The sequence below is a fragment of the Bacillus zhangzhouensis genome, assembly GCF_000715205.1.
Lineage (GTDB): Bacteria > Bacillota > Bacilli > Bacillales > Bacillaceae > Bacillus > Bacillus zhangzhouensis.
This window is the reverse complement of the sequence record NZ_JOTP01000009.1, coordinates 1-18743: the sequence shown is the minus strand read 5'-3', so window position 1 is coordinate 18743 and position 18743 is coordinate 1. Positions and strand designations below refer to the sequence as shown.

Here is an 18743-nt window from a genome sequence, read left to right as displayed (position 1 = left end):
AGACTAATCAAAATAAAATGTATACGCTTACACCTTTGCTAGACAAGGAATGAAAAAACTTAAAATTTTTTGTATTTTTTCTTCAATTTATTTACTTTACATGAACGGTTCTGATTTGAACAAACTTTTGTGATATTTTTTAACCATTCTTTTTGATGAACATCGTCAGATTTCATCACTTTCATTTTTTCCTTCGGCATGCCTTTCTAAAGCGTTTTCCTATGAATTTATGATAGAATGAGAGCATCTAATAGAAGGAGGGCAATACATGGCTAACATCAGAGGTTATATCGGAACGTATACAAAGGGAGACAGTAAAGGTATCTATTCCTTTACATTAAATACGGACAAGCAGCAGATTGAACAAGTAGAAGTCGCTGCTGAACTCGAAAATCCTACATATTTAACCGTGTCAGAGGATCAAAAATTTGTGTACGCTGTTGTGAAAAAAGGATCGCAGGGCGGTCTTGCTGCGTATCAAATTGATTCAACAACGGGAAAACTTAGTTTCATCAACCAAGAGCTTGCCGATGGCGCTTCTCCTTGTCACGTCAGCGTGGACAGTCAAACGAAAACAGCTTTTACAGCGAACTATCATAAAGGAACAGCAGAGATGTATGAAATCGATGCTGAAAATGGCTCAGTGATTAGCACGCTGTCACAAGCGCAGCACGAAGGAACTGGACCAAACGAAGACCGTCAGGAAAAACCGCACACCCACTTTATGGGTCTGACACCAGATGAACAATTTGCAGTGGCTGTTGACCTTGGTACAGATGGCATTTATACGTATAGGAAAGAAGGCGGCAAACTCGAGCTCGCTCATACATTTGAAACAAAACCAGGAAGTGGACCTCGTCATATCACATTCCATCCAACGAAACCTGTGGCATATGTGATGACAGAGCTAAGCTCAGAGGTGATTGTGCTTCGTTACTTTGAAGATGGTCATTTTGAAGAGATTCAAACCATTACGACCATTCCAAGCGACTTTACAGAGAACAATCAAGGCAGTGCCATTCATGTCTCTTCAGACGGTCAATTTGTTTATGCGGGAAATCGCGGGCATGACAGTATTGCAATTTTTAAAGCAGACGCTGAAGGCCAATTAAGTCTTGTCGAAATTGCTTCATCTGAAGGAAACTGGCCTAGGGATTTTGTGCTTGATCCAACAGAAGAATTCCTCGTCGGATCAAACCAAGAATCTAGCAACCTTGTATTATACAAACGCGACAAAGAAACAGGGCGACTCACTGTCTTACAATCAGACATCACCGTCCCTCATCCAGTTTGCGTGAAATTTTTAGGATAATGAAAAAAGCCTCCAAAAACGGAGGCTTTAGATTGTTGACAAATGGCTAAAATGACCTTTATTTTAGCCATTTGTCTTCTTTTCAGCGTGATAGAAAACCTTTGAAGTCTAGGAAGGACGAGTACCGGAGCGGAGCGAATTTGAGATTCGTGAGCACCGGCACGCAGGACTGACAACGAATGCGAGGGTTTGTCTACACGCTGAAGCCTCCAAAAATGGAGGCTTTTCTTTATGCTGACGGCATACCGCCATCCTCAAGCTTTTGATCTATTAAAGACGTATCGGTTTTTTCACCGAACCATTTTGCCAGCCTATCTTTTGCTTTTCCTTTCACATCATCATCAATGTACATCCCGACTTGAAGGAGAGCAAATGTCATCGCACCTAAATCATCTGTGTAGCCGACACCAATTAATGTATCAGGTATCAGGTCAATAGGAAGGATAAAGTATCCGAGCGCTCCAATGATAAGGGTCTTCGCTTTGACAGGTACTTCAGGTTTTTGCAATGTATAGTAAAGTAATAGCACAGCATAGACAAGAGAGACACCAGCTTTTTGTGCCGTCTTTTTTAACTTTTCCCAAAAGGCATGATCATTAAAATGCTTCTTCGAACGCTTTAATAGTTCTTTTTTCTCAGAACGGTTCATCATATCGCCTCCATATTCAGCATATCCCTTTCATCTTAGTTATACAAGATATCCGCCCATTCGACAAACAAAAAGCAGCAGAAAGCCGCGGCATTCTACTGCTCTTTGTAAAACTTTTCGATCGCCTTATCGATGTACACCCATCCTTTATATGACACATGAATCGTATCTTTAAAGAAATAGGGATCATACTCATGTGAAGTCAAATCTGCGACTTCATACCCGTTATCTCGAATTTGACGATTGACTTTTTCATAATACCCTGTACGTCCCTCTTTCGGGAAACCGGTGTAATCATACCATTTTCCGTTTACAGGGATCGTCACAAACAAAGGCTTCGCCCCTGCCTGTTTTAAAATATCCAGCATGAGCTGAAAATCTTTGTATTCTGGTGATTCCGCATAGGAGTTGTCTTCACGGGAATCCTTCATCTTTTTCATGATCGGTTTTAGCTTACGGTCAAACAGTTTCTGATTAATATAAAACGGGTTGTCCCCTGCTTTTTCCGCACCTAGTACGCTCGCTTCTTTTTCAAGCTCAATCCAAGTTTTTCCTTTGACTGAAGGAGATGGATGAAGCTTGCGCTCATGCCCCGATCCAATCGTATAGTACATGTCTTTCTTTTGAAGCATGCCATAATACATTTTCGCAATTGGAGATATCGCGCCAAAAGCAAATTTGTTCCCAGAAAGCTCTGCTTTAAAAAGCTCTGTGATGACCATGTCGTTCTTCACTGCTTTAAACGTCATGATTCTCTTCATCAGCTCTTTTTTCACAGCCGGATCAATTTCTTTATTGTAGGCTAGATTCAACGCTTGAAGCGCTGAATAGTTAGGAGCAAAGTGATTCTCGTCAGATCCCCATTTCACAAACCACTGGGGGGAGACGATAAATACAAGCTTTTTCCCTTTTAATTCATCCATATGCGCTGCGAAGTTCATCGCATGAATTAATGATTGCGATCCACCTTTTCCAACAAGATAAGGTGTAAACCCTTGAGGATTCTCATGAAAGAAATTCGAAGGGTGATATGGATCAAAACGTGATAGTTCAGAAGATCCATAGATTGGCAAATAGGTTGGATCTTTTAGCATTTCATCTTGTAAATAAAGCCCTTGAAACATCCCTGGATCTAATTCTGTGGCTGACTTTTGTAATTTGTCTTTTGGGATCAGATGTGAGAGCCATGCATTTGGTACAAGAAGAACACCAATGAATAGAACAGCCGCTAAAATAAGCGGCCCAAAAAAACGCTTTTTCATTACTTCATCTCTGCCAGCTGCTCAGCAATGTGATTCGGTGTATCCCACACATCACGATCGAACTCTGTAATCGGAACAGTAATTCCTAGTTGACTTTCAATCGCCATAAGCAGTTCTACTGTACCAAATGAATCAAGAAGACCTTCTTCAAAAATCGCAATCTCTGGATTTTCTTTCACAACGTCGTCCTGACAAACCTCTGCAATAATACCGTATACTTGATTTTTAAATTCCATAATTTTCTACTCCCTTAATCATTAATGATGAAATGGTTTTCCTGAAAAAATATAAAATCCGAAACAAATCACATGGAATGTAATAATGATCGACACAACCATTGTGACCTTATTATCCGGCCACCACTTGTGCTTTTTATTCCATTTCTCAAATAAATTGTAACCGGACATGACAACTGCATGGTATAGTCCGTAAATAATATATTGAAGGGCGAGTCCATGCCAAGCACCCATCAATAGAAAGAGGACAAAGTACCCAATATTCGATACGGCCATACGGTTCTTGATCCACTTCTTTTTTGTCATAAAGAACACAAATCTCATAAACACGTAGTCTCTGAACCAGAAGGACAAGGACATGTGCCAGCGATTCCAGAAGTCTTTAATGTTACGGCTAATAAACGGTTTATTAAAGTTTTCTGGTGATTTAATGCCCATGATATAACTCACACCCACAGCAAACGCGGTATAGCCAGCAAAGTCAAAGAACAAATACATGCTGTAGGCATACATATACGTTAACTGTTGAACAAAGTGGCTGCTGCTAATATGATGAATATTCATCAGAATATACGTGTGAATCAGATATCCAATAATGAACTTATATAAGAAGCCGATAAAAATTTTATGAATGCCGGCGTATAGAAGATCACTGTATGCCTCCTTTTCAGGCGGCGTATCCATATCCTTTTCAAAACGGCGGTAACGATCAATCGGACCTGATGAAATCGTCGGGAAAAAGACAATGAAATAGACCAGACGGTGAATCGGAATTTTCTTCTTAATCAAGCCGTCTCTTGTCTCGATAATTAACTGAACACCTTTAAATGTTAAGTACGAGATCCCCAAAAAGCTTAGCCAGTTCATTGGCGGCGGGTGATGCGGCTGATGAGTTAAAAAGAACGGTAAGATCTTTGATAGCACAAGCGGTAAAATAGATGCTACCACTGCTATATAGAATACAGATGCTTGATTCGCTTTCAGCCGGTACGCAAGGTACAAGCGGATGATCAGCACTTGCCACACTGTGAACAAGAAGAGCAGCAGCGCGCCATGTGCATCCTTTGAGAAAATAAGCGCGAGTGCCACAACCGTTGCAAACATGTTGTAGCCCTGCATTCTTTTGCCGCGAAGACCAAGAATGATCGTCGGCAAAAGAAGAATACCAATTAGAATGAAGAAAAAGAATGAACTAAACGGAATCATAGAAGAACCTCTTTCGCGATTCTCTTACGGTCAACCTTCCCGTTTGGCGTCATATACAGCTGCTCAAGATAGACAAACTTTCTTGGAATCATGTACGCAGGCAGTGAATCCGCCATTTCTTTTTTAATCGCACTTGTCAGCTGATATTCTTTTTCAAATGAATGCTCTGTTGGGACAATCGCTGCAATTAAATACTCCACATGACCGTTTGGCTGGAACGGCACAATCACACAAGCATTGACATAGGTTGTCTCGCTCACATGATATTCAATTTCTTCCAGCTCCATCCGATATCCATGCAGCTTAATTTGATAGTCCAGACGACCGTGACACGTAATCAAACCAGCCTGCGCCACACCTGCGTCACCTGTGCGGTAAGCAGGACGTCCTTCGTATTCAAAGAACACTTGATCCGTTAAGGCTTGTTCACCTAAGTAGCCTCTCGTGACGCTTGGTCCCACGATGACAATTTCCCCTTTTTCACCATCAGGAAGTGTCTTGCCTTCTTCGTCTAAGATGACGATATCTGTATCAGGTTTGGCATAGCCTACTGGTAAAGAATCGTGCTGATCAAGAATCGCCTGCGTGACTTCAATGGATGTGATCGCAACTGTTGCTTCAGTTGGACCATACGTATTAAAGACCTGCGCCTTTGGGAAACGCTCAAGGAGTGCACTTGCTACAGATACAGGAAGTGCCTCGCCGCAGAACAAGAAGACTTTCAGCTCTGGTAAAAGCTCTCCTGTAAAGGAAGGGTCCATTAAGCACATTTGCACAAAGGAAGGTGTTGATGTCCACACTTCAACGTCAGATTGACCAAGTGCTGCAAACATATCCTTCGGCTTATTGACGAGATCTTTCACTAAACAGTAAAGCGTGCCGCCTGATTGAAGCGCTGGATACAGATCCATTACTGATAAGTCAAAAGAAAATGGGGCTTGATTTAAGAACGTGCGTCCCTCGCCAATAGGAAAATCGCTGCACATCCACTTTGTAAAGCTTTCTAAATTGTTGGCTGTTACTTGAACGCCTTTAGGCTTCCCGGTACTGCCTGACGTATAAATGATATAAAAGACATCATCATTTTGAATCCACTGCGTGGATGGCGGTGCTTCTTTTTCAAGTGCTAAAAGCGCTGCTGCACTCTTCACCTGAATGTGTTCTTCTACATCTAAAACGGTCTGCTCATTTGCACTAATCAATAGACTGGCTTTTGAGCTTTCAATAATCGAGACGATACGCTCGACAGGTATTGAGACATCGACCGGAATATAAGGTCTTCCTGATTTCACACTTCCTAAGAAAGAAATCAGCATCTCTGGCTCCATATGACCGTATACAATGACAGGTGCACTGTCAGTTGCGACTGCCTCAATCGCACCAGCCATTTGGTCTGATAGACGCCAAAGCTCATCATATGTGATCGAAGCATCTTGAGAAACAAATGCTGGTTGTGTCGGTTTCGTTTGCTGGTATTCATGAATCGTGTGTAATAGTTTCATAGTTTAATCTCCAATTAAAAATCGTTGTAAATGAATGATCCCGTATTTGCTGTATGGAATCCGTAAATAAAGAACAATAATAGCAAAATAAGTAAGTAAAAGCTTGTATATCCTATCCATTTTACAGACTTATTTTCTGATAGCTTTTTGAATAGCATATTGATAACCTCTTTTCTTTTGACACTTATAAAGACGCACGGATCATCCAAAGGTTTCATATCAAAACATAAAAATTTTAAGAAATCATGAAAAAAAGATGTCGGAAATATGAACGTACCTCTAGGCAAAGCTGTCTTATTGTAACAAAGATTTAATGTATTTGAAATGAAATCTGAGCTTAAATTTGCCTTAAAATTGGTGAAAGCTGTCGAACAAACGCAAAAGCCACCTAGTTAGACTAGATGGCTTTGATGTTATTTACTTTTTATATTTATTCACTTCGAACATGAGAATGTTGTTGAATACCACATAATCCTTTTTACTTTCAAACGGACCTTTGTTGTTGTCATGCTCATCAATTTCATAAAACCCTGGACCTTCTCCGGCATCACGTTTTTTGTACCAAGAGAGGAAGGCGTTGACTTCTTTCATTGAAAGGTCATACTCTTTCTGTAAGCCATTGACCATTGTGATGATGAGAAGGGCGTCGCCATCTTCATCTGTTGCATCGTCTTTAGGCGGTGTGGTTGGTTCTGGGTCTTTGTCGCCTGGGGTTTCGGTGTTGTTTGGAAGTTCCAAATCTTTTAAAGAAATAGAAATAACCGATTTATAGTTTCTATCAGCAACATCTGTATAATTCAAGTTCTGATTATATTTGCGACCTCCTATTACATATAACATATCCCCTATAATAACTGATGAAGCACCCACACGAATATCATTGTTAGGTATAACTACTTTGACCATTTCTTCTTTTTCATCATTATAGACATATAATCTATTAGGTGAAATGGTAGGTAATATCATATTATCTTTATAAGTAACTCCAGTCAGATATACTTTTTTGAATCCTCCTTTTTTTGCGGACCAACTCTCATTAGCAGCATCAAATTCAAAAATTTCACCATTATTGTTTTCTCCAATAATATAGAACTTATCTTTCAAAACTAGACCAATTGCTCTTTGTGTTTTAAAAGATGGTGAAGCTTCCTTTTTCCATTTGTTTTCTGTTAGATCATAACTAAAAAATTCATTGCCACCTAATACATAAATTTTATTTCCGATAACACCAGCTTGAACATTATAAGCGCCTTTAGAAGGACTTTCAAAAGGAATATCAGTTAAAACTTCCCACTCGTCTTTTTTTGTATCGTATACTTCAAATTTATTGAATGAATTTTGGTGTTTTCCTGCTAGAACATAAATTTTAGACCCTACAACAACAGATGCTGCTCCTCCTCTTCCACTAGGTATATCTTTCATCTTCGTCCATTGATTAGTAGAAGGGTTATACTCTAATGTTTCGTTAAGAGCATTAAATCCTCCAATTACATATATTTTCCCATCAACTGCATTAGCTACAGCTCCAATTCTTGCTGTTGGCAAATCAGCTAATTGATTCCATTCATCCTTCGCCGCATGTACCAATTGAAATGACTGCGTGAATGATAGAATTACTAGTAATATCATGACGATCCATTTTTTCAAAAATAACACTCCCTTTTCATTATCTTACTTCTTCATTATCGGAGTGTTTTTTAATTTTTATAGAATAATTGATCTTTTTAAGAGAAATTAATAGTAAAAAAGCATCGAAAAAGCGACTTACTAAAGGAAGTCGCTTAAAATAATAAGTTCAATCAAAACTGCCTAAATCTATAATCTTAGAACAATAAAAAGAACTCATGGTTTCATGGGTTTCTCATTGGTCCATTATTAGAAAATCCGTCACAAGGCAAGCGGGCTCTCCATTTTCATCCAGCCCCCAAAAGCTTGGGTACATTCCGTCACCGAAGCCTGTTGTAAACATGGCAATGTCCACCTTGTTATGAAAACGGGTGACGAGCCAGTCCCATGTGTGCTTGTAGTTTTGTTCAAGCGCTTCTGCAAATTCCTCATAAAAATAGAAATCATTGTCCTCTTTATATCGCTTATCCTCATAAGCTTGTATATATAGTGCTGCCTCAGCATCCATGAAGCACCCCATACCTGTATTCACGCTGTAACCGTAGAACTCGTCCTCTTTCAAATGTTTGAGTTCCTGTCCTGCTCTTGTGGCAAGCTCCCATTCTATTGCTTGCTCGTTTGTGAACTTGATCATCGCATAGGCGACGCGTTCGTCACCGCTTTCCAACCGCTTAACCACAAGTAGAATCGGATACTTTCCTAGAGCAGCCTTCCTCGTAAACGATTGGTCTCCTTCAGAAACAAAAGGATCACAGGCAACGATTTGACCGCTCGTGATCTCGATATAGCCTAACTGTTTAACAAATAATTGATCACTCTCTTGACTGCTTGTTGTCTCTCCATTTCTATTAACAGGTGTGTTGGATTGATGTTGTACAAGTGATCATTCCTTTCATTGTTTTTCTGGGACGTTTGGGATTATGTACTTTTCCACCATAAAAAACAAGTAAACTGCGTATCTTCTCTATTTGCTACTAATGAAAACTTATTAAATACTGAATTAGAAGCTCAAGTAAAACAGGACGGACAGTTCACTTCTATGTACACTATACCTTCTTATGTAGTTGCATCAGCTGCCATCTATGGGATATTTCATATTACAAGATACTTAACCGCAACTTTGCAACTTGGACCTGCTGCTGCAGCGTTTGCTGAGATGGTATCTGGTTATGTCTCAGCTAAAGGTGAAATAAAATTAAAGTCAGTACAAAAATATAGATGGATTAAGAAGTACACTAAAGCTGAATATATGTTAACAATAAATACAAAACAACCTCTTAATGTGAGCACAATGCTATCGAGTACTTTTTGTGAAATGACCTTTTTCTTTTCATCTGCACGTACGTCCCAGGAGAGATTCGAACTCCCGACCGACGCCTTAGAAGGGCGTTGCTCTATCCAGCTGAGCTACTGGGACATGTTGTTATGTAGTGTGCTGTTGTGATGAACACCTCATCGACAAGTAGATACTAACATTGATAACGTTAAATAAATTTCAAAAAGCCCCTCCATATAGGAAGGGATTTTCTTTTACTTTTGTTTAACCTCAACATATTTTGTAGCAACTGTAATGTATGACTGTGATTTCAATTTATACATTTTTGATCCGTGATCATCCAAGAAAAGAATTCAGGGTTAAGGATGATCTTTGCGATACCAACTTTATTATTTATGGATATATAAACGTAAAAACACCCTGACTAATGTTAGGGTGTTTTTACATGTAAATCCTTATTCGTATTGAGCAGGAGCAATTTTGGCTACTTTCGCACCACAAGTTAGCATGAGTACGAACACAACGGTAGGATGAACTGCTACGCCCATAAGACTAATAGCGCCTGCTACCGCCACCCAATCTCCCTTGTCTATTGATTTTTGTAGATGCCTTAAAGAACCTTTAGCGATACCAACTGCATCTTCAATACATCGCGTAACAGTGTTGCTTTGAGTGACCACATCTTGATTCATGTATTTTGCAAAAGCGACCATTCCATCTTTCACTTCAGCCGAATAAGGTGCATTTGCAAGCTCTTTCTCATTAATGACGAAGCCTTTTTTATCAGAAACTATAATCTTTGTGAAGATGTATTCAACTTCTTTTAAAGACTTCTCAATTTGCTCTTCTGTCAAACCTTCTAATCCTGTGCTTTGTGTCTTTGCAGAAGCAGCTGGAGCAAAGGCAGTCACAGCTAGAACTAATGCTAACATTAAAAAAATCAAACTTTTCATATTAACTCCCCCTTTTAAAATTCATTATTTACTTTATCATACATTTTTTGGAAATAAAGGTTTTTGAGTGAGCGTTAAAGTCTTCTTGCAAAGATCGACATATTGCAACACATTAACCCCACATAAATAGTAGGAAGAATGATAGCGCCCAAGTAATTAAACCAAGCATGACAAAAAATTTAAGGAAACTCTCGTACTTTGTAAGAGGACGTTCCTTCTTTAATTTCGACAAGCGCCAATGAAGAGCATAACCAGAGAACACCAGAATTAATTGACCAATTCTTGATACTTCTTCTAATATATCTATACCATTCATTATAGTTCACCTCCCAATTCAGACAAAAATCAAACAGTCCACATGTTGACTTTTAATCACTATCCAACATGATTACAATTTATTATCGCAAATATCCTTTCACTTTCCAATATTTATGTAAAAATAAGCAATAAGAAGCATGACACATAATAGATGAAAACCTCCTTTCGCTACTTGTTTTTGCAATATACCAAAAATATACAGATGGACTTGTGGTAACTGAATAAAGACAAAAAAAGCCCCTCCAATTTTGGAAGGGCTTTTCACTTTACTTTTGTTTCACTTCAAGATATTTAGATGCAGCCGTTATATATAAACCTGATTTCAGTTTATACATTTTTGATCAGTTAACTGTCACGGTTTTATCAATCGTAAACGCTTCTTTATGCTAAAATTAACTAAAATACCTATACAATGGATCAATCAGGAGGTCATTAAGTGACACAGCAAATCAAGCCATCCAAAATATTATTCATTTCTTTACCCATCGCTATTATTGCCCTTGTGATGATCTTAAGAAAAATTGATACACCTGTAACAAATGTTTTATTTTATATTGTAGCTTTCGGTGCTATGAGTTTAGTTGTTTCAAGCTTAGTAAAAGACTACAGAAAAAAGAAAAATTGATCTCTCATTTAGGGAGATGTTGTTTAATCAACTCCCTGTCTGCTTTTGAGACCCACTGTTCTTTTGAATTCCTTGCTGTTATAAAATCAATTACCTTTAAATAAGCATTCTTACTTTGTTTAAAAAGTTTTATTTATTTAAGGAACGGAACTACCTAAAATAAATCCGCTCCCATCCCACTCCCAAAATACTAATTTGAAGTAAGTCTGAGCTTACGTTTCAATAAACAAAAAGCTTGAAACCCTTAATGAAAGGGTTTCAAGCTTTTTGATTAGTACGTCCCAGGAGAGATTCGAACTCCCGACCGACGCCTTAGAAGGGCGTTGCTCTATCCAGCTGAGCTACTGGGACATGTTGTTATGTAGTGTGCTGTTGTGATGAACACCTCATCGACAAGATTTATTATATTACTATTGTTCTTTAAAGTCAACGGTTTTTCGAAAGTTTTTTCATAAGGGGGCAAAATATGCCCCCTTATGAAATACCTTCCAATGTCACGGTGTTTTCGAGGTCTTGTATCGCTAGACCTTCGTCCGTGTAAAATTGTACGTTTGCTTCGCTTCCATCTAGGGTCAGTATAGCATAGCTGCGCTCTTTTCGCACTCTTGGCAGGTGCACGCTGCCTGGGTTAATGAGCAGCTTTCCTCTTAGCAGCTCACTGCCTGGGATGTGCGAGTGCCCAAAGCAGATAATGTCTGCGCCTAGCTCTTCTGCACGGTAGTAGACTTGAAGCAAGGATTGTTTGATGCCATGCAGATGTCCGTGAGTGAGAAATAGTTTTCCGCCACCATCCAGTGGGAGCAGGAGCTCTTCTTCAAAATCGCCCATAAAGTCACAATTTCCTTTGACGACTTTGTATCTTTCGAGTGCTGGGTGGTTCGTTTCGAGTTCTGAATCTCCGCAGTGAATCATCATGTCTACCTCAGCCGCATGTCGTTTGGCAATGGTTTGAAGCTCGTCTGTGAGTCCATGACTATCACTAATGATGAGTATCTTCATGGCTTCATTCCCCCTTATTCATTTGCGTCTAGCAGTGATGAAAGCTTTTGAAGCGCGACCGCTCGATGGCTGATCTTGTTTTTCTCCTTTGGTGATAACTCGGCCATCGTCTGGTCTTTGTCTTTGACGATGAAAATGGGGTCGTATCCGAAGCCGTTTTCGCCAATTGGTTCTTCTGCGATGAAGCCTTCTACTGATCCTTCTACCGTCTTTGTTTCTTTGCCCGGTATGCTGACAGCGAGGGCACATCTGAATCTGGCTGTGCGGTCTTCTTTTTCAATTCCTTTGAGCTCGCTCAGTACTTTTTCCACATTCTCGGCATCGTCTTTATGCTCACCAGCGTATCTCGCTGAATACACGCCAGGTTTTCCGCCCAGATAATCAATCGACAAACCGGAATCGTCTGCAATCACCATTTCACCTGCTTTGGCCTGAATCGCCTCGGCTTTGATGATCGCATTTTCTTCGAAGGTTTGTCCTGTTTCTTCAATCTCTTCAGTAAATCCAATGTCTGCTAGTGTTTTGACCATGAAACCTTTTGGCTCAAGAATGGCTTTGAATTCTTTCGCTTTGCCCGCATTATGCGTTGCGATGATGGCTGTTTTCATCCTGATCAAACCCTTCTCTTTATTCGATGACTTCTCCTGTCACTGCTTTTTGCTTTTCGATTAATTCTTTGATGCCCTTCTCGGCTAAATCAAGCAGTCCGTTTAGCTGCTCTCTTGAAAATGTGGCTTCTTCACCTGTGCCTTGAAGTTCAACAAAGCGTCCAGCGCCTGTCATGATGACATTCATATCCACTTCAGCTGAAGAATCTTCTTCATAATTTAAATCTAACAGAAGACCCTGCTTAGAATCAATTCCGACGGATATCGCCGCTAAATAATCAGTGATAGGGTTTTCTTTGATGACCCCTTCAGCTCGAAGCTTTTGAAGCGCGAGTGTCATGGCGACAAAAGCACCTGTAATGGATGCCGTCCGTGTTCCACCATCTGCTTGAATGACATCACAATCAATCCAAATGGTGCGTTCGCCAAGTTTTTCTAAGTCAACAACTGCGCGGAGTGCTCGTCCAATTAAACGCTGAATTTCCATTGTACGTCCTGTGACTTTTCCTTTAGAAGATTCTCTAATCGTTCTTTGCGCTGTTGCTCTTGGAAGCATGCTATATTCTGCTGTGATCCAGCCTTTTCCTTCTCCTCTTAAAAAAGGAGGTACGCGGTCTTCGATGGATGCGTTACAAATCACCTTCGTATTTCCCGCTGAGATTAAGACAGAGCCCTCTGGATGCGTGATGTAGCCTGCCTGTATTTCAATTTTTCTTAATTCGTCATATTGTCTTTCATCTAATCTCATGATTTACCTCCGTTACAATATACATTCCGCGCGGGTGCCAGCGGGGTTCTCCTACTAACTTTGACAACCTCGACCGGTTCTAATCGCTTGGAATAAAAAAGAGGCAGCGAATATGCATGCCTCTTTTTCTCCATTATATCAATGTGTGACGTTAAAAACTACCTGTATTCACTTGTTCTGGTCTTGAAACCGGCTTTGTGAGCTCTGCTCCTTTTTCATTCACAAGCTCTGCCTTTCCGTTTACCTTCACAGACACGCTTTTCACATCCGGCAGCTCTGTTAATGTGAGCACAATGCTATCGAGTACTTTTTGTGAAATGACCTTTTTCTTTTCATCTGCACTGCCAAAAATAGATTCGTTGAAATCAAGTGTCACATGACCGTCTTTTACTTTCGGGATATCATTTAGCTTCACATCTTGATCAAAGTCTGTGAGCAAATGGCTTGTTTTACTTGGTCCAGAGACGAGCTCATCAATGGCTGCTGTAATTGGATCATCCTCTTCCTTTGGCGCTCTTTTTGTGACCGGGACATAGTAGGTCTGTTCATCAGATTCAGATAAGTAGTAAACGGTCACTGGCTTTGTCGATGTCATATCAGCGGCAGCCTCGTGCTGAATATTAATGCCGTCCTCTCTGCTTAAATCATCTGAGATCGGGGTGCCGTTCACAGGCATTTCTTTTAATTCATGTCCATTCATTTTCAATTTGACTTTGGCTATTGAATCAAACTGAGTTAACGTCCAAGTGACAGATTGAAGGATGCGCTGTTCGTCTTCTTTTTTATAGTTTTTGAATTCATTTGAGAAATCAACAACGGCCGTGCCATCTTTGATATCGACAGATACGCTCGTGTCAGCCGGCAAAACAGCTCTAAATCCATTTGGCATCAGGTTGGAGATGGGTCCTCCATCCACGAGATATTCAAGCGTTTGTTTGGCACTTCCTTCGTTTTTCGGCAGCGGAATGGATTGAGAGACGACATAACCGTTTTTATCAATTAAATATAATTCTCTCATGACCGAATCTGCCTGCTTCTCTTCTTTTCCTCCTTTGGCAGTTTGTTTGTCTTCTTTATTTTCTTTCACATATGTGACGTTTTGTGGTGGATCAATCTCTGTTTTCGCTTGGTCTGTTTGAAACAATCCGCATCCTGATAAAAGCATGGCTGACGCAATACACGTAACAGCTGCTGTAGTTCCCTTTTTCAGCATACTTCACCCTCCTCTAGTAGTTTGTACTACTATGTATACGAGCTCCCTAAGAGGATTAGACCCTTTTCATAAAAAAATAACCCACTTCAAGTAGAAGCGGGTTATTGCTGATATACCTGTTCAAGCGACACGGTCTCGACCTTACCTGGCAGGTAGCCGAACCAGTCACGAGCAATGTTTTGAAAATTTTGCTGCTGCCCTGTTGTGTAAAATGTATGAACCGGTGATTCATCTGAATCGTTTAGCAGCCCTTTATAAGAAAGAATGGTACTTGCTTCTCTAGCTGTCTCATCACCTGATGAAATGATGCTCACATCACTACCCATAAAGCGCTGAATCGGCTCTTTTAAAATAGGATAGTGCGTGCAGCCAAGAATGAGCGTATCAATTCCTGTTTCTTTCATCGGTTCAAGAGAGGCTTTCACGACTTCATCTGCTGTCTGATCTAAAAACGAACCGCTTTCGACAAATGGGACAAGCATCGGGCAAGCCAGACCTCGAACCGTCAGACCTGCTTTTAAAGAAAGAAGTGCTTCTTTATAGGCCTCGCTTTTGATCGTATTGACTGTTCCGATGACACCAATATGCTGATTACTTGTCACCTTAATCGCTGTGCGAGCTCCGGGCTGAATCACACCAATGACCGGAATATCGAGCGTTGCTTTGATTTCATCAAGTGCAATGGCAGTGGCGGTATTGCATGCAATGACAAGCATTTTAATATGATGATGTCTCAATAAGTAATGCGCCATTTCCCATGTATATTGTAGAACCTCTTCTTCATCCCGAGGGCCATACGGACATCGTTTCGTATCGCCTACGTAAATGATGTTTTCTTTTGGTAGTTGCCTCATGATTTCCTTCGCAACGGTTAAACCGCCAACGCCGGAATCAATGACGCCAATTGGTTGATCCAACAAAATCGCCTCATTTTCTTTTCATTTGCTGCTGTAGTTTCGTTAAAGATTGGTTGAAAACGATGGCTTCTTCTTCTGAGAAAGCCCCTAGAAGTTCACTGACGTATTCTTGGCGTTTGACAATCACTTCTTGAATGATCCGCTCGCCTTCAGGCAATAAATGAATGCGAACCACGCGGCGGTCAGAAGGATCTTTCACTCGTTCGACAAGTTCACTTTTTTCCATTCTATCAATTAAATCGGTTGTCGTACTGCAAGCCAAATACATCTTTTGTGATAGCTCACCTATTGTCATATCACCGAATTCATAGAGCCACTGAAGCCCTACAAATTGAGGTGGTGTAATCGTATATTGATTCAGGATTTCTCTGCCTTTTTGCTTAATAATTGCAGCAATGTGGCGTAATGATTTTTCAATCTCTGCAACATGGTCGAACTCATTCGTTTCCATTTCATTGATACCTCACTATAGCATCTCACTTTGATTAAAACGTACATTCCTATTTTCCTCGTTTTTCAAAGAAAATGCAAGAAGAGACTCAAGGAAATCACATAGAAATAACCGGTTCCTCCCCGATGTGGAAGGAAAACCGGCTGACTTTAGAGCTCTAGCTCACCCATACGCAGAAGCTCGACTACGGCCTGGGAACGACCTTTAACTCCTAGCTTTTGCATGGCATTTGCTAAGCGTACCTTTTGCAAATCGTTATCCGTGCTGTCATTTGAATCTATAATAGATGTTTATTTTCCCATTTGGATCAATTACGATACGATCGATCAGCTTTTCAAACACATGTTTTAAATCTTTTTCTCTATCTTCAAGTTCTTGAATGACTGCTTTCATTTCGATGATTGAATTCTTCTCATTTTGTACATGTTGCAACGAAAATAAACTCTGTTCAAGATTTGTTATTTTGGCCTGAATGTCGTTCCGTTTACTTTGAAATTCGGCTTTTGTAATCATTTGATCTTCTAAGTACAGTTCTAACAATCTTTTGTTTTGTGTCTCTAAAGATTTCAATTCTGCCTTTATGGCTTTAATTTGTCTTTCCTTTTGCTCAAGAGCATTTTTCTTGAAGTCGTGTGAAATGCCCTCTGAAAATGTAATGAGATTTTCAACCACAAAATCTCGAAGTTCTTCATATTTGATCGGAACATGATTCACACATCCATCTTTCCCGGCCCTTCTGAAATTACTACATTTTAGGTATTTCCAATAAGTCCGCTCTCCATTTTTCTTGTCTCGATGAGTTTGGATGATCACCATTTTAGATCCACATTTCCCACAAATAATTAACTTTCTCAACTCATTCCAAGGTGTGAATTTTCTCTTTTTATTGACTGTTTGTTTATTGTTAGCTTTTTCCCAATCTTCTCTAGAAACAATTGGCGGGCAGAAATCTTCATAAACAGTCCATTTTTCAGGCGGATTTCTAATGAATTTCTTTCGTCCATCTACCTTTATCGTCGTATGTCTATTAGCAATGTGAACTCCACAATAGATAGGGTTTCTTAAAATTGTCTGTACCGTTGTGAGCTGCCAGTTACTTCTTTTCCTGGGCGGAGGTATTTCACCAGCTTTACACTTCTCCTGCAAAGCGTATGTAACTCTTTTCTGGCCTAATCCCTCGTTGTTATATAGGTGGAAGATCAATCTTATGACATCTGCTTCGTTTTCATTAATAACGAGGTATTTCCCCTCTTTCATATAACCATACGGCACTCTTCCAGAATGCTCTCCTCGTCTGGCCTTTGCTGCAAGTACCCCGCTTATGTTTACGGACATAGATTTAGGTAACTGCTCTGCGAAAAGGGCCGACATTTCAAATTTCATCGAAGCTTTGCTTTCGTACAGGCTATCATAATCTTCTTCTAGCGTCACGACACGAACACCGTTAGATACTAAAATCTCTCTAATATAGAGGGCATCTTTCAAATCCCTGGCAAGACGTGTAATGGATTTGAAAATAACCATTTTTATTTCTTTCTTTTCAGCCAATGAAAAAATGTATTTCATTGCTGCCCTATCTTCAAGGACGGTACCGCTGATCCCATCATCTAACAAAACAGAACGGTCATCCCATTCATAGTTATGTTGCTCGATCCAATATCGACAAACGTCAATTTGGTTTTCCTTAGAACTTATTTGCTCGTCGCGGTCTGTCGAAACCCTTGTATAGACCTTATAAGGGTAATCGTCATATTTGATGATTTCTTCAACTGATTCTTTTCGGAAATGCATATAACACACCCCAATTTTGAATTGTTCTTACTAAATTATAACATCCCGACCATCAATTCCGTAATATTCTTAATTTGGAAAAAACATTATTACCTCTCTTTCCAACTGAATAATATGGTAGACTCATTTGGAAAATATTTGTTTTGGAGGGTTTAAATTGAAACATATTTTGCTTTTTTTCATACTTATAATAAGTATTACTACATTAAGTGCATGTAGCAGTAGCACTACAACTTCAAAAGAAAAAGATTCTGAGACCATTGAGATTGAAGAAAATAATGAAACTGATGACGTTGATAATACAAAGAAAAACTTTAATTTCACAATTGATGAATTCGTGAGTGCATATAACGAAGTAGATTTATCTTTTGAAAATGAAAAAATTAACTTTGATGAAATTGGGGATTATAAACTCTCTGATGTAGCAGGAGGTCAAGTTTACACAAAAGATTTATTAATGCAACTTGACGACTTTGGCGGCACTTTTAACCTTCAAGCATGGCATGATTTAGATAAAAACTTCTTTCGCCTGAACATATTTACAACCGGATCAGGAAATATATCATCTGAACATGGAATGAGAAATACATTAGCTGTGCTTCATATACTAGGTATTGACTTTAAACACTTAAATGATTTTTTAAATAATGATAAAGAGTCACTTAGTATAATTGACGGCGATTACTCTGTTCAATTAACTAAAATTCCTGGCATTTCATTAATATTAAATATTGAACCTAAATAAATTCTTAGGTGTGGTATGTTTTTAAATTATTATATCCCCTGCAAATCCCCTTGAAGGGGATTTTGTTTACACTTATAATCGAACATACATTCTTTTTTATAGGAGGGTGCGCCGTGACGGATCTTGAAAGAAAGTTATACCGAATCATCTACAACATGAGTAGATTCAGAAAGAACCCTACGATGGAGGATCTGAAAAGGAAAACGGGCAAGGATGAGCCGACGATTCGTACAGCAGTGAAAAACCTTGTGACAAGAAATGAAATTGAATGGGATAAAGAGAAGAAGGAATGGCGATTTAAATAAA

The 18743-nt window shown here is 39.5% G+C and carries 21 protein-coding genes, 2 tRNA genes and 1 pseudogene; 4 read left to right on the top strand and 20 right to left on the bottom strand.

Annotated features, from left to right (window positions below; all coding sequences use genetic code 11):
- The first annotated feature begins 268 nt into the window (after window positions 1-268).
- A complete protein-coding gene (locus BA70_RS09340; RefSeq protein WP_034321167.1) occupies window positions 269-1312 on the top strand; it encodes a lactonase family protein in 1044 nt (347 codons plus the stop codon).
- A gap of 229 nt (window positions 1313-1541) precedes the next feature.
- On the opposite strand, the gene BA70_RS09335 is transcribed toward BA70_RS09340, so the two are convergent.
- The 11 genes from BA70_RS09335 to BA70_RS09285 all read right to left on the bottom strand — a co-directional run bounded on the left by BA70_RS09335 (window position 1542) and on the right by BA70_RS09285 (window position 10338).
- Complete coding sequence (locus BA70_RS09335; protein ID WP_034321164.1) at window positions 1542-1961, bottom strand: YkvA family protein; 420 nt, start codon at window positions 1959-1961, stop codon at window positions 1542-1544.
- Window positions 1962-2056: 95 nt separating this feature from the next.
- On the bottom strand, window positions 2057-3223 hold the full coding sequence (gene dltD, locus BA70_RS09330; protein ID WP_034321161.1) for a D-alanyl-lipoteichoic acid biosynthesis protein DltD: 1167 nt from the start codon (window positions 3221-3223) through the stop codon (window positions 2057-2059).
- Window positions 3223-3459, bottom strand: a complete 237-nt coding sequence (gene dltC / locus BA70_RS09325; RefSeq protein ID WP_024423191.1) for a D-alanine--poly(phosphoribitol) ligase subunit 2 — start codon at window positions 3457-3459, stop codon at window positions 3223-3225. The genes dltD and dltC overlap by 1 nt, the downstream gene beginning before the upstream one ends.
- Before the next feature lie 21 nt (window positions 3460-3480).
- On the bottom strand, window positions 3481-4665 hold the full coding sequence (gene dltB, locus BA70_RS09320; protein ID WP_034321158.1) for a D-alanyl-lipoteichoic acid biosynthesis protein DltB: 1185 nt from the start codon (window positions 4663-4665) through the stop codon (window positions 3481-3483).
- Window positions 4662-6167: a D-alanine--poly(phosphoribitol) ligase subunit DltA gene (dltA, locus tag BA70_RS09315; protein ID WP_034321156.1), complete on the bottom strand. Its 1506-nt coding sequence runs from the start codon at window positions 6165-6167 to the stop codon at window positions 4662-4664. Before dltA ends, dltB begins: the two co-directional genes overlap by 4 nt.
- A gap of 14 nt (window positions 6168-6181) precedes the next feature.
- Window positions 6182-6331 (bottom strand): teichoic acid D-Ala incorporation-associated protein DltX, encoded by a 150-nt coding sequence (locus BA70_RS09310; RefSeq protein ID WP_024427820.1) that lies wholly within the window; start codon window positions 6329-6331, stop codon window positions 6182-6184.
- A 253-nt stretch (window positions 6332-6584) separates the two neighbouring features.
- The gene (locus BA70_RS09305) at window positions 6585-7823 is read right to left on the bottom strand and encodes a Kelch repeat-containing protein (protein WP_420834680.1); all 1239 of its coding nucleotides are present in this window, start codon (window positions 7821-7823) and stop codon (window positions 6585-6587) included.
- Window positions 7824-8028: 205 nt separating this feature from the next.
- Window positions 8029-8571 (bottom strand): DUF4241 domain-containing protein, encoded by a 543-nt coding sequence (locus BA70_RS09300; RefSeq protein WP_275574582.1) that lies wholly within the window; start codon window positions 8569-8571, stop codon window positions 8029-8031.
- A gap of 565 nt (window positions 8572-9136) precedes the next feature.
- Window positions 9137-9210, bottom strand: a tRNA-Arg gene (locus BA70_RS09295).
- A gap of 314 nt (window positions 9211-9524) precedes the next feature.
- Window positions 9525-10022, bottom strand: coding sequence for a hypothetical protein (locus BA70_RS20555; protein ID WP_034321150.1), 498 nt, complete (start codon window positions 10020-10022; stop codon window positions 9525-9527).
- Window positions 10023-10134: 112 nt separating this feature from the next.
- A complete protein-coding gene (locus BA70_RS09285; RefSeq protein WP_034321147.1) occupies window positions 10135-10338 on the bottom strand; it encodes a hypothetical protein in 204 nt (67 codons plus the stop codon).
- 438 nt (window positions 10339-10776) lie between these two features.
- On the opposite strand from BA70_RS09285, the gene BA70_RS09280 reads away from it, so the two are divergent.
- Window positions 10777-10965 (top strand): hypothetical protein, encoded by a 189-nt coding sequence (locus BA70_RS09280; RefSeq protein WP_034321144.1) that lies wholly within the window; start codon window positions 10777-10779, stop codon window positions 10963-10965.
- 277 nt (window positions 10966-11242) lie between these two features.
- Here BA70_RS09280 and BA70_RS09275 read toward each other — a convergent pair.
- The 9 genes and pseudogenes from BA70_RS09275 to BA70_RS09240 all read right to left on the bottom strand — a co-directional run bounded on the left by BA70_RS09275 (window position 11243) and on the right by BA70_RS09240 (window position 17692).
- Window positions 11243-11316: transfer RNA gene (locus tag BA70_RS09275), tRNA-Arg, on the bottom strand.
- A 123-nt stretch (window positions 11317-11439) separates the two neighbouring features.
- Window positions 11440-11964, bottom strand: a complete 525-nt coding sequence (locus tag BA70_RS09270) for a YfcE family phosphodiesterase (RefSeq protein ID WP_034321141.1) — start codon at window positions 11962-11964, stop codon at window positions 11440-11442.
- A 14-nt stretch (window positions 11965-11978) separates the two neighbouring features.
- Window positions 11979-12581, bottom strand: coding sequence for an XTP/dITP diphosphatase (locus BA70_RS09265; protein ID WP_149865356.1), 603 nt, complete (start codon window positions 12579-12581; stop codon window positions 11979-11981).
- Window positions 12582-12591: 10 nt separating this feature from the next.
- The gene (gene rph, locus BA70_RS09260) at window positions 12592-13320 is read right to left on the bottom strand and encodes a ribonuclease PH (RefSeq protein ID WP_034321135.1); all 729 of its coding nucleotides are present in this window, start codon (window positions 13318-13320) and stop codon (window positions 12592-12594) included.
- A 151-nt stretch (window positions 13321-13471) separates the two neighbouring features.
- The gene (locus BA70_RS09255; protein WP_034321133.1) at window positions 13472-14533 is read right to left on the bottom strand and encodes a GerMN domain-containing protein; all 1062 of its coding nucleotides are present in this window, start codon (window positions 14531-14533) and stop codon (window positions 13472-13474) included.
- A gap of 101 nt (window positions 14534-14634) precedes the next feature.
- Window positions 14635-15453: a glutamate racemase gene (racE, locus tag BA70_RS09250; protein WP_149865355.1), complete on the bottom strand. Its 819-nt coding sequence runs from the start codon at window positions 15451-15453 to the stop codon at window positions 14635-14637.
- Window positions 15454-15460: 7 nt separating this feature from the next.
- Window positions 15461-15901 carry a MarR family winged helix-turn-helix transcriptional regulator gene (locus BA70_RS09245; protein ID WP_003216546.1) on the bottom strand — a complete coding sequence of 147 codons (441 nt, stop codon included), beginning with the start codon at window positions 15899-15901 and terminating at the stop codon, window positions 15461-15463.
- Window positions 15902-16050: 149 nt separating this feature from the next.
- A pseudogene (locus BA70_RS19455) lies at window positions 16051-16137 on the bottom strand (hypothetical protein); the annotation flags it as partial.
- Window positions 16138-16168: 31 nt separating this feature from the next.
- The gene (locus BA70_RS09240) at window positions 16169-17692 is read right to left on the bottom strand and encodes a recombinase family protein (protein ID WP_034321128.1); all 1524 of its coding nucleotides are present in this window, start codon (window positions 17690-17692) and stop codon (window positions 16169-16171) included.
- A 157-nt stretch (window positions 17693-17849) separates the two neighbouring features.
- Between BA70_RS09240 and BA70_RS09235 the strand changes: the two genes are divergently transcribed.
- Together BA70_RS09235 and BA70_RS09230 are read left to right on the top strand one after the other, a co-directional pair.
- Complete coding sequence (locus BA70_RS09235) at window positions 17850-18437, top strand: hypothetical protein (protein ID WP_034321125.1); 588 nt, start codon at window positions 17850-17852, stop codon at window positions 18435-18437.
- A 113-nt stretch (window positions 18438-18550) separates the two neighbouring features.
- Window positions 18551-18742: a helix-turn-helix domain-containing protein gene (locus tag BA70_RS09230; protein WP_034321122.1), complete on the top strand. Its 192-nt coding sequence runs from the start codon at window positions 18551-18553 to the stop codon at window positions 18740-18742.
- The last annotated feature ends 1 nt before the right edge of the window (window position 18743 follow it).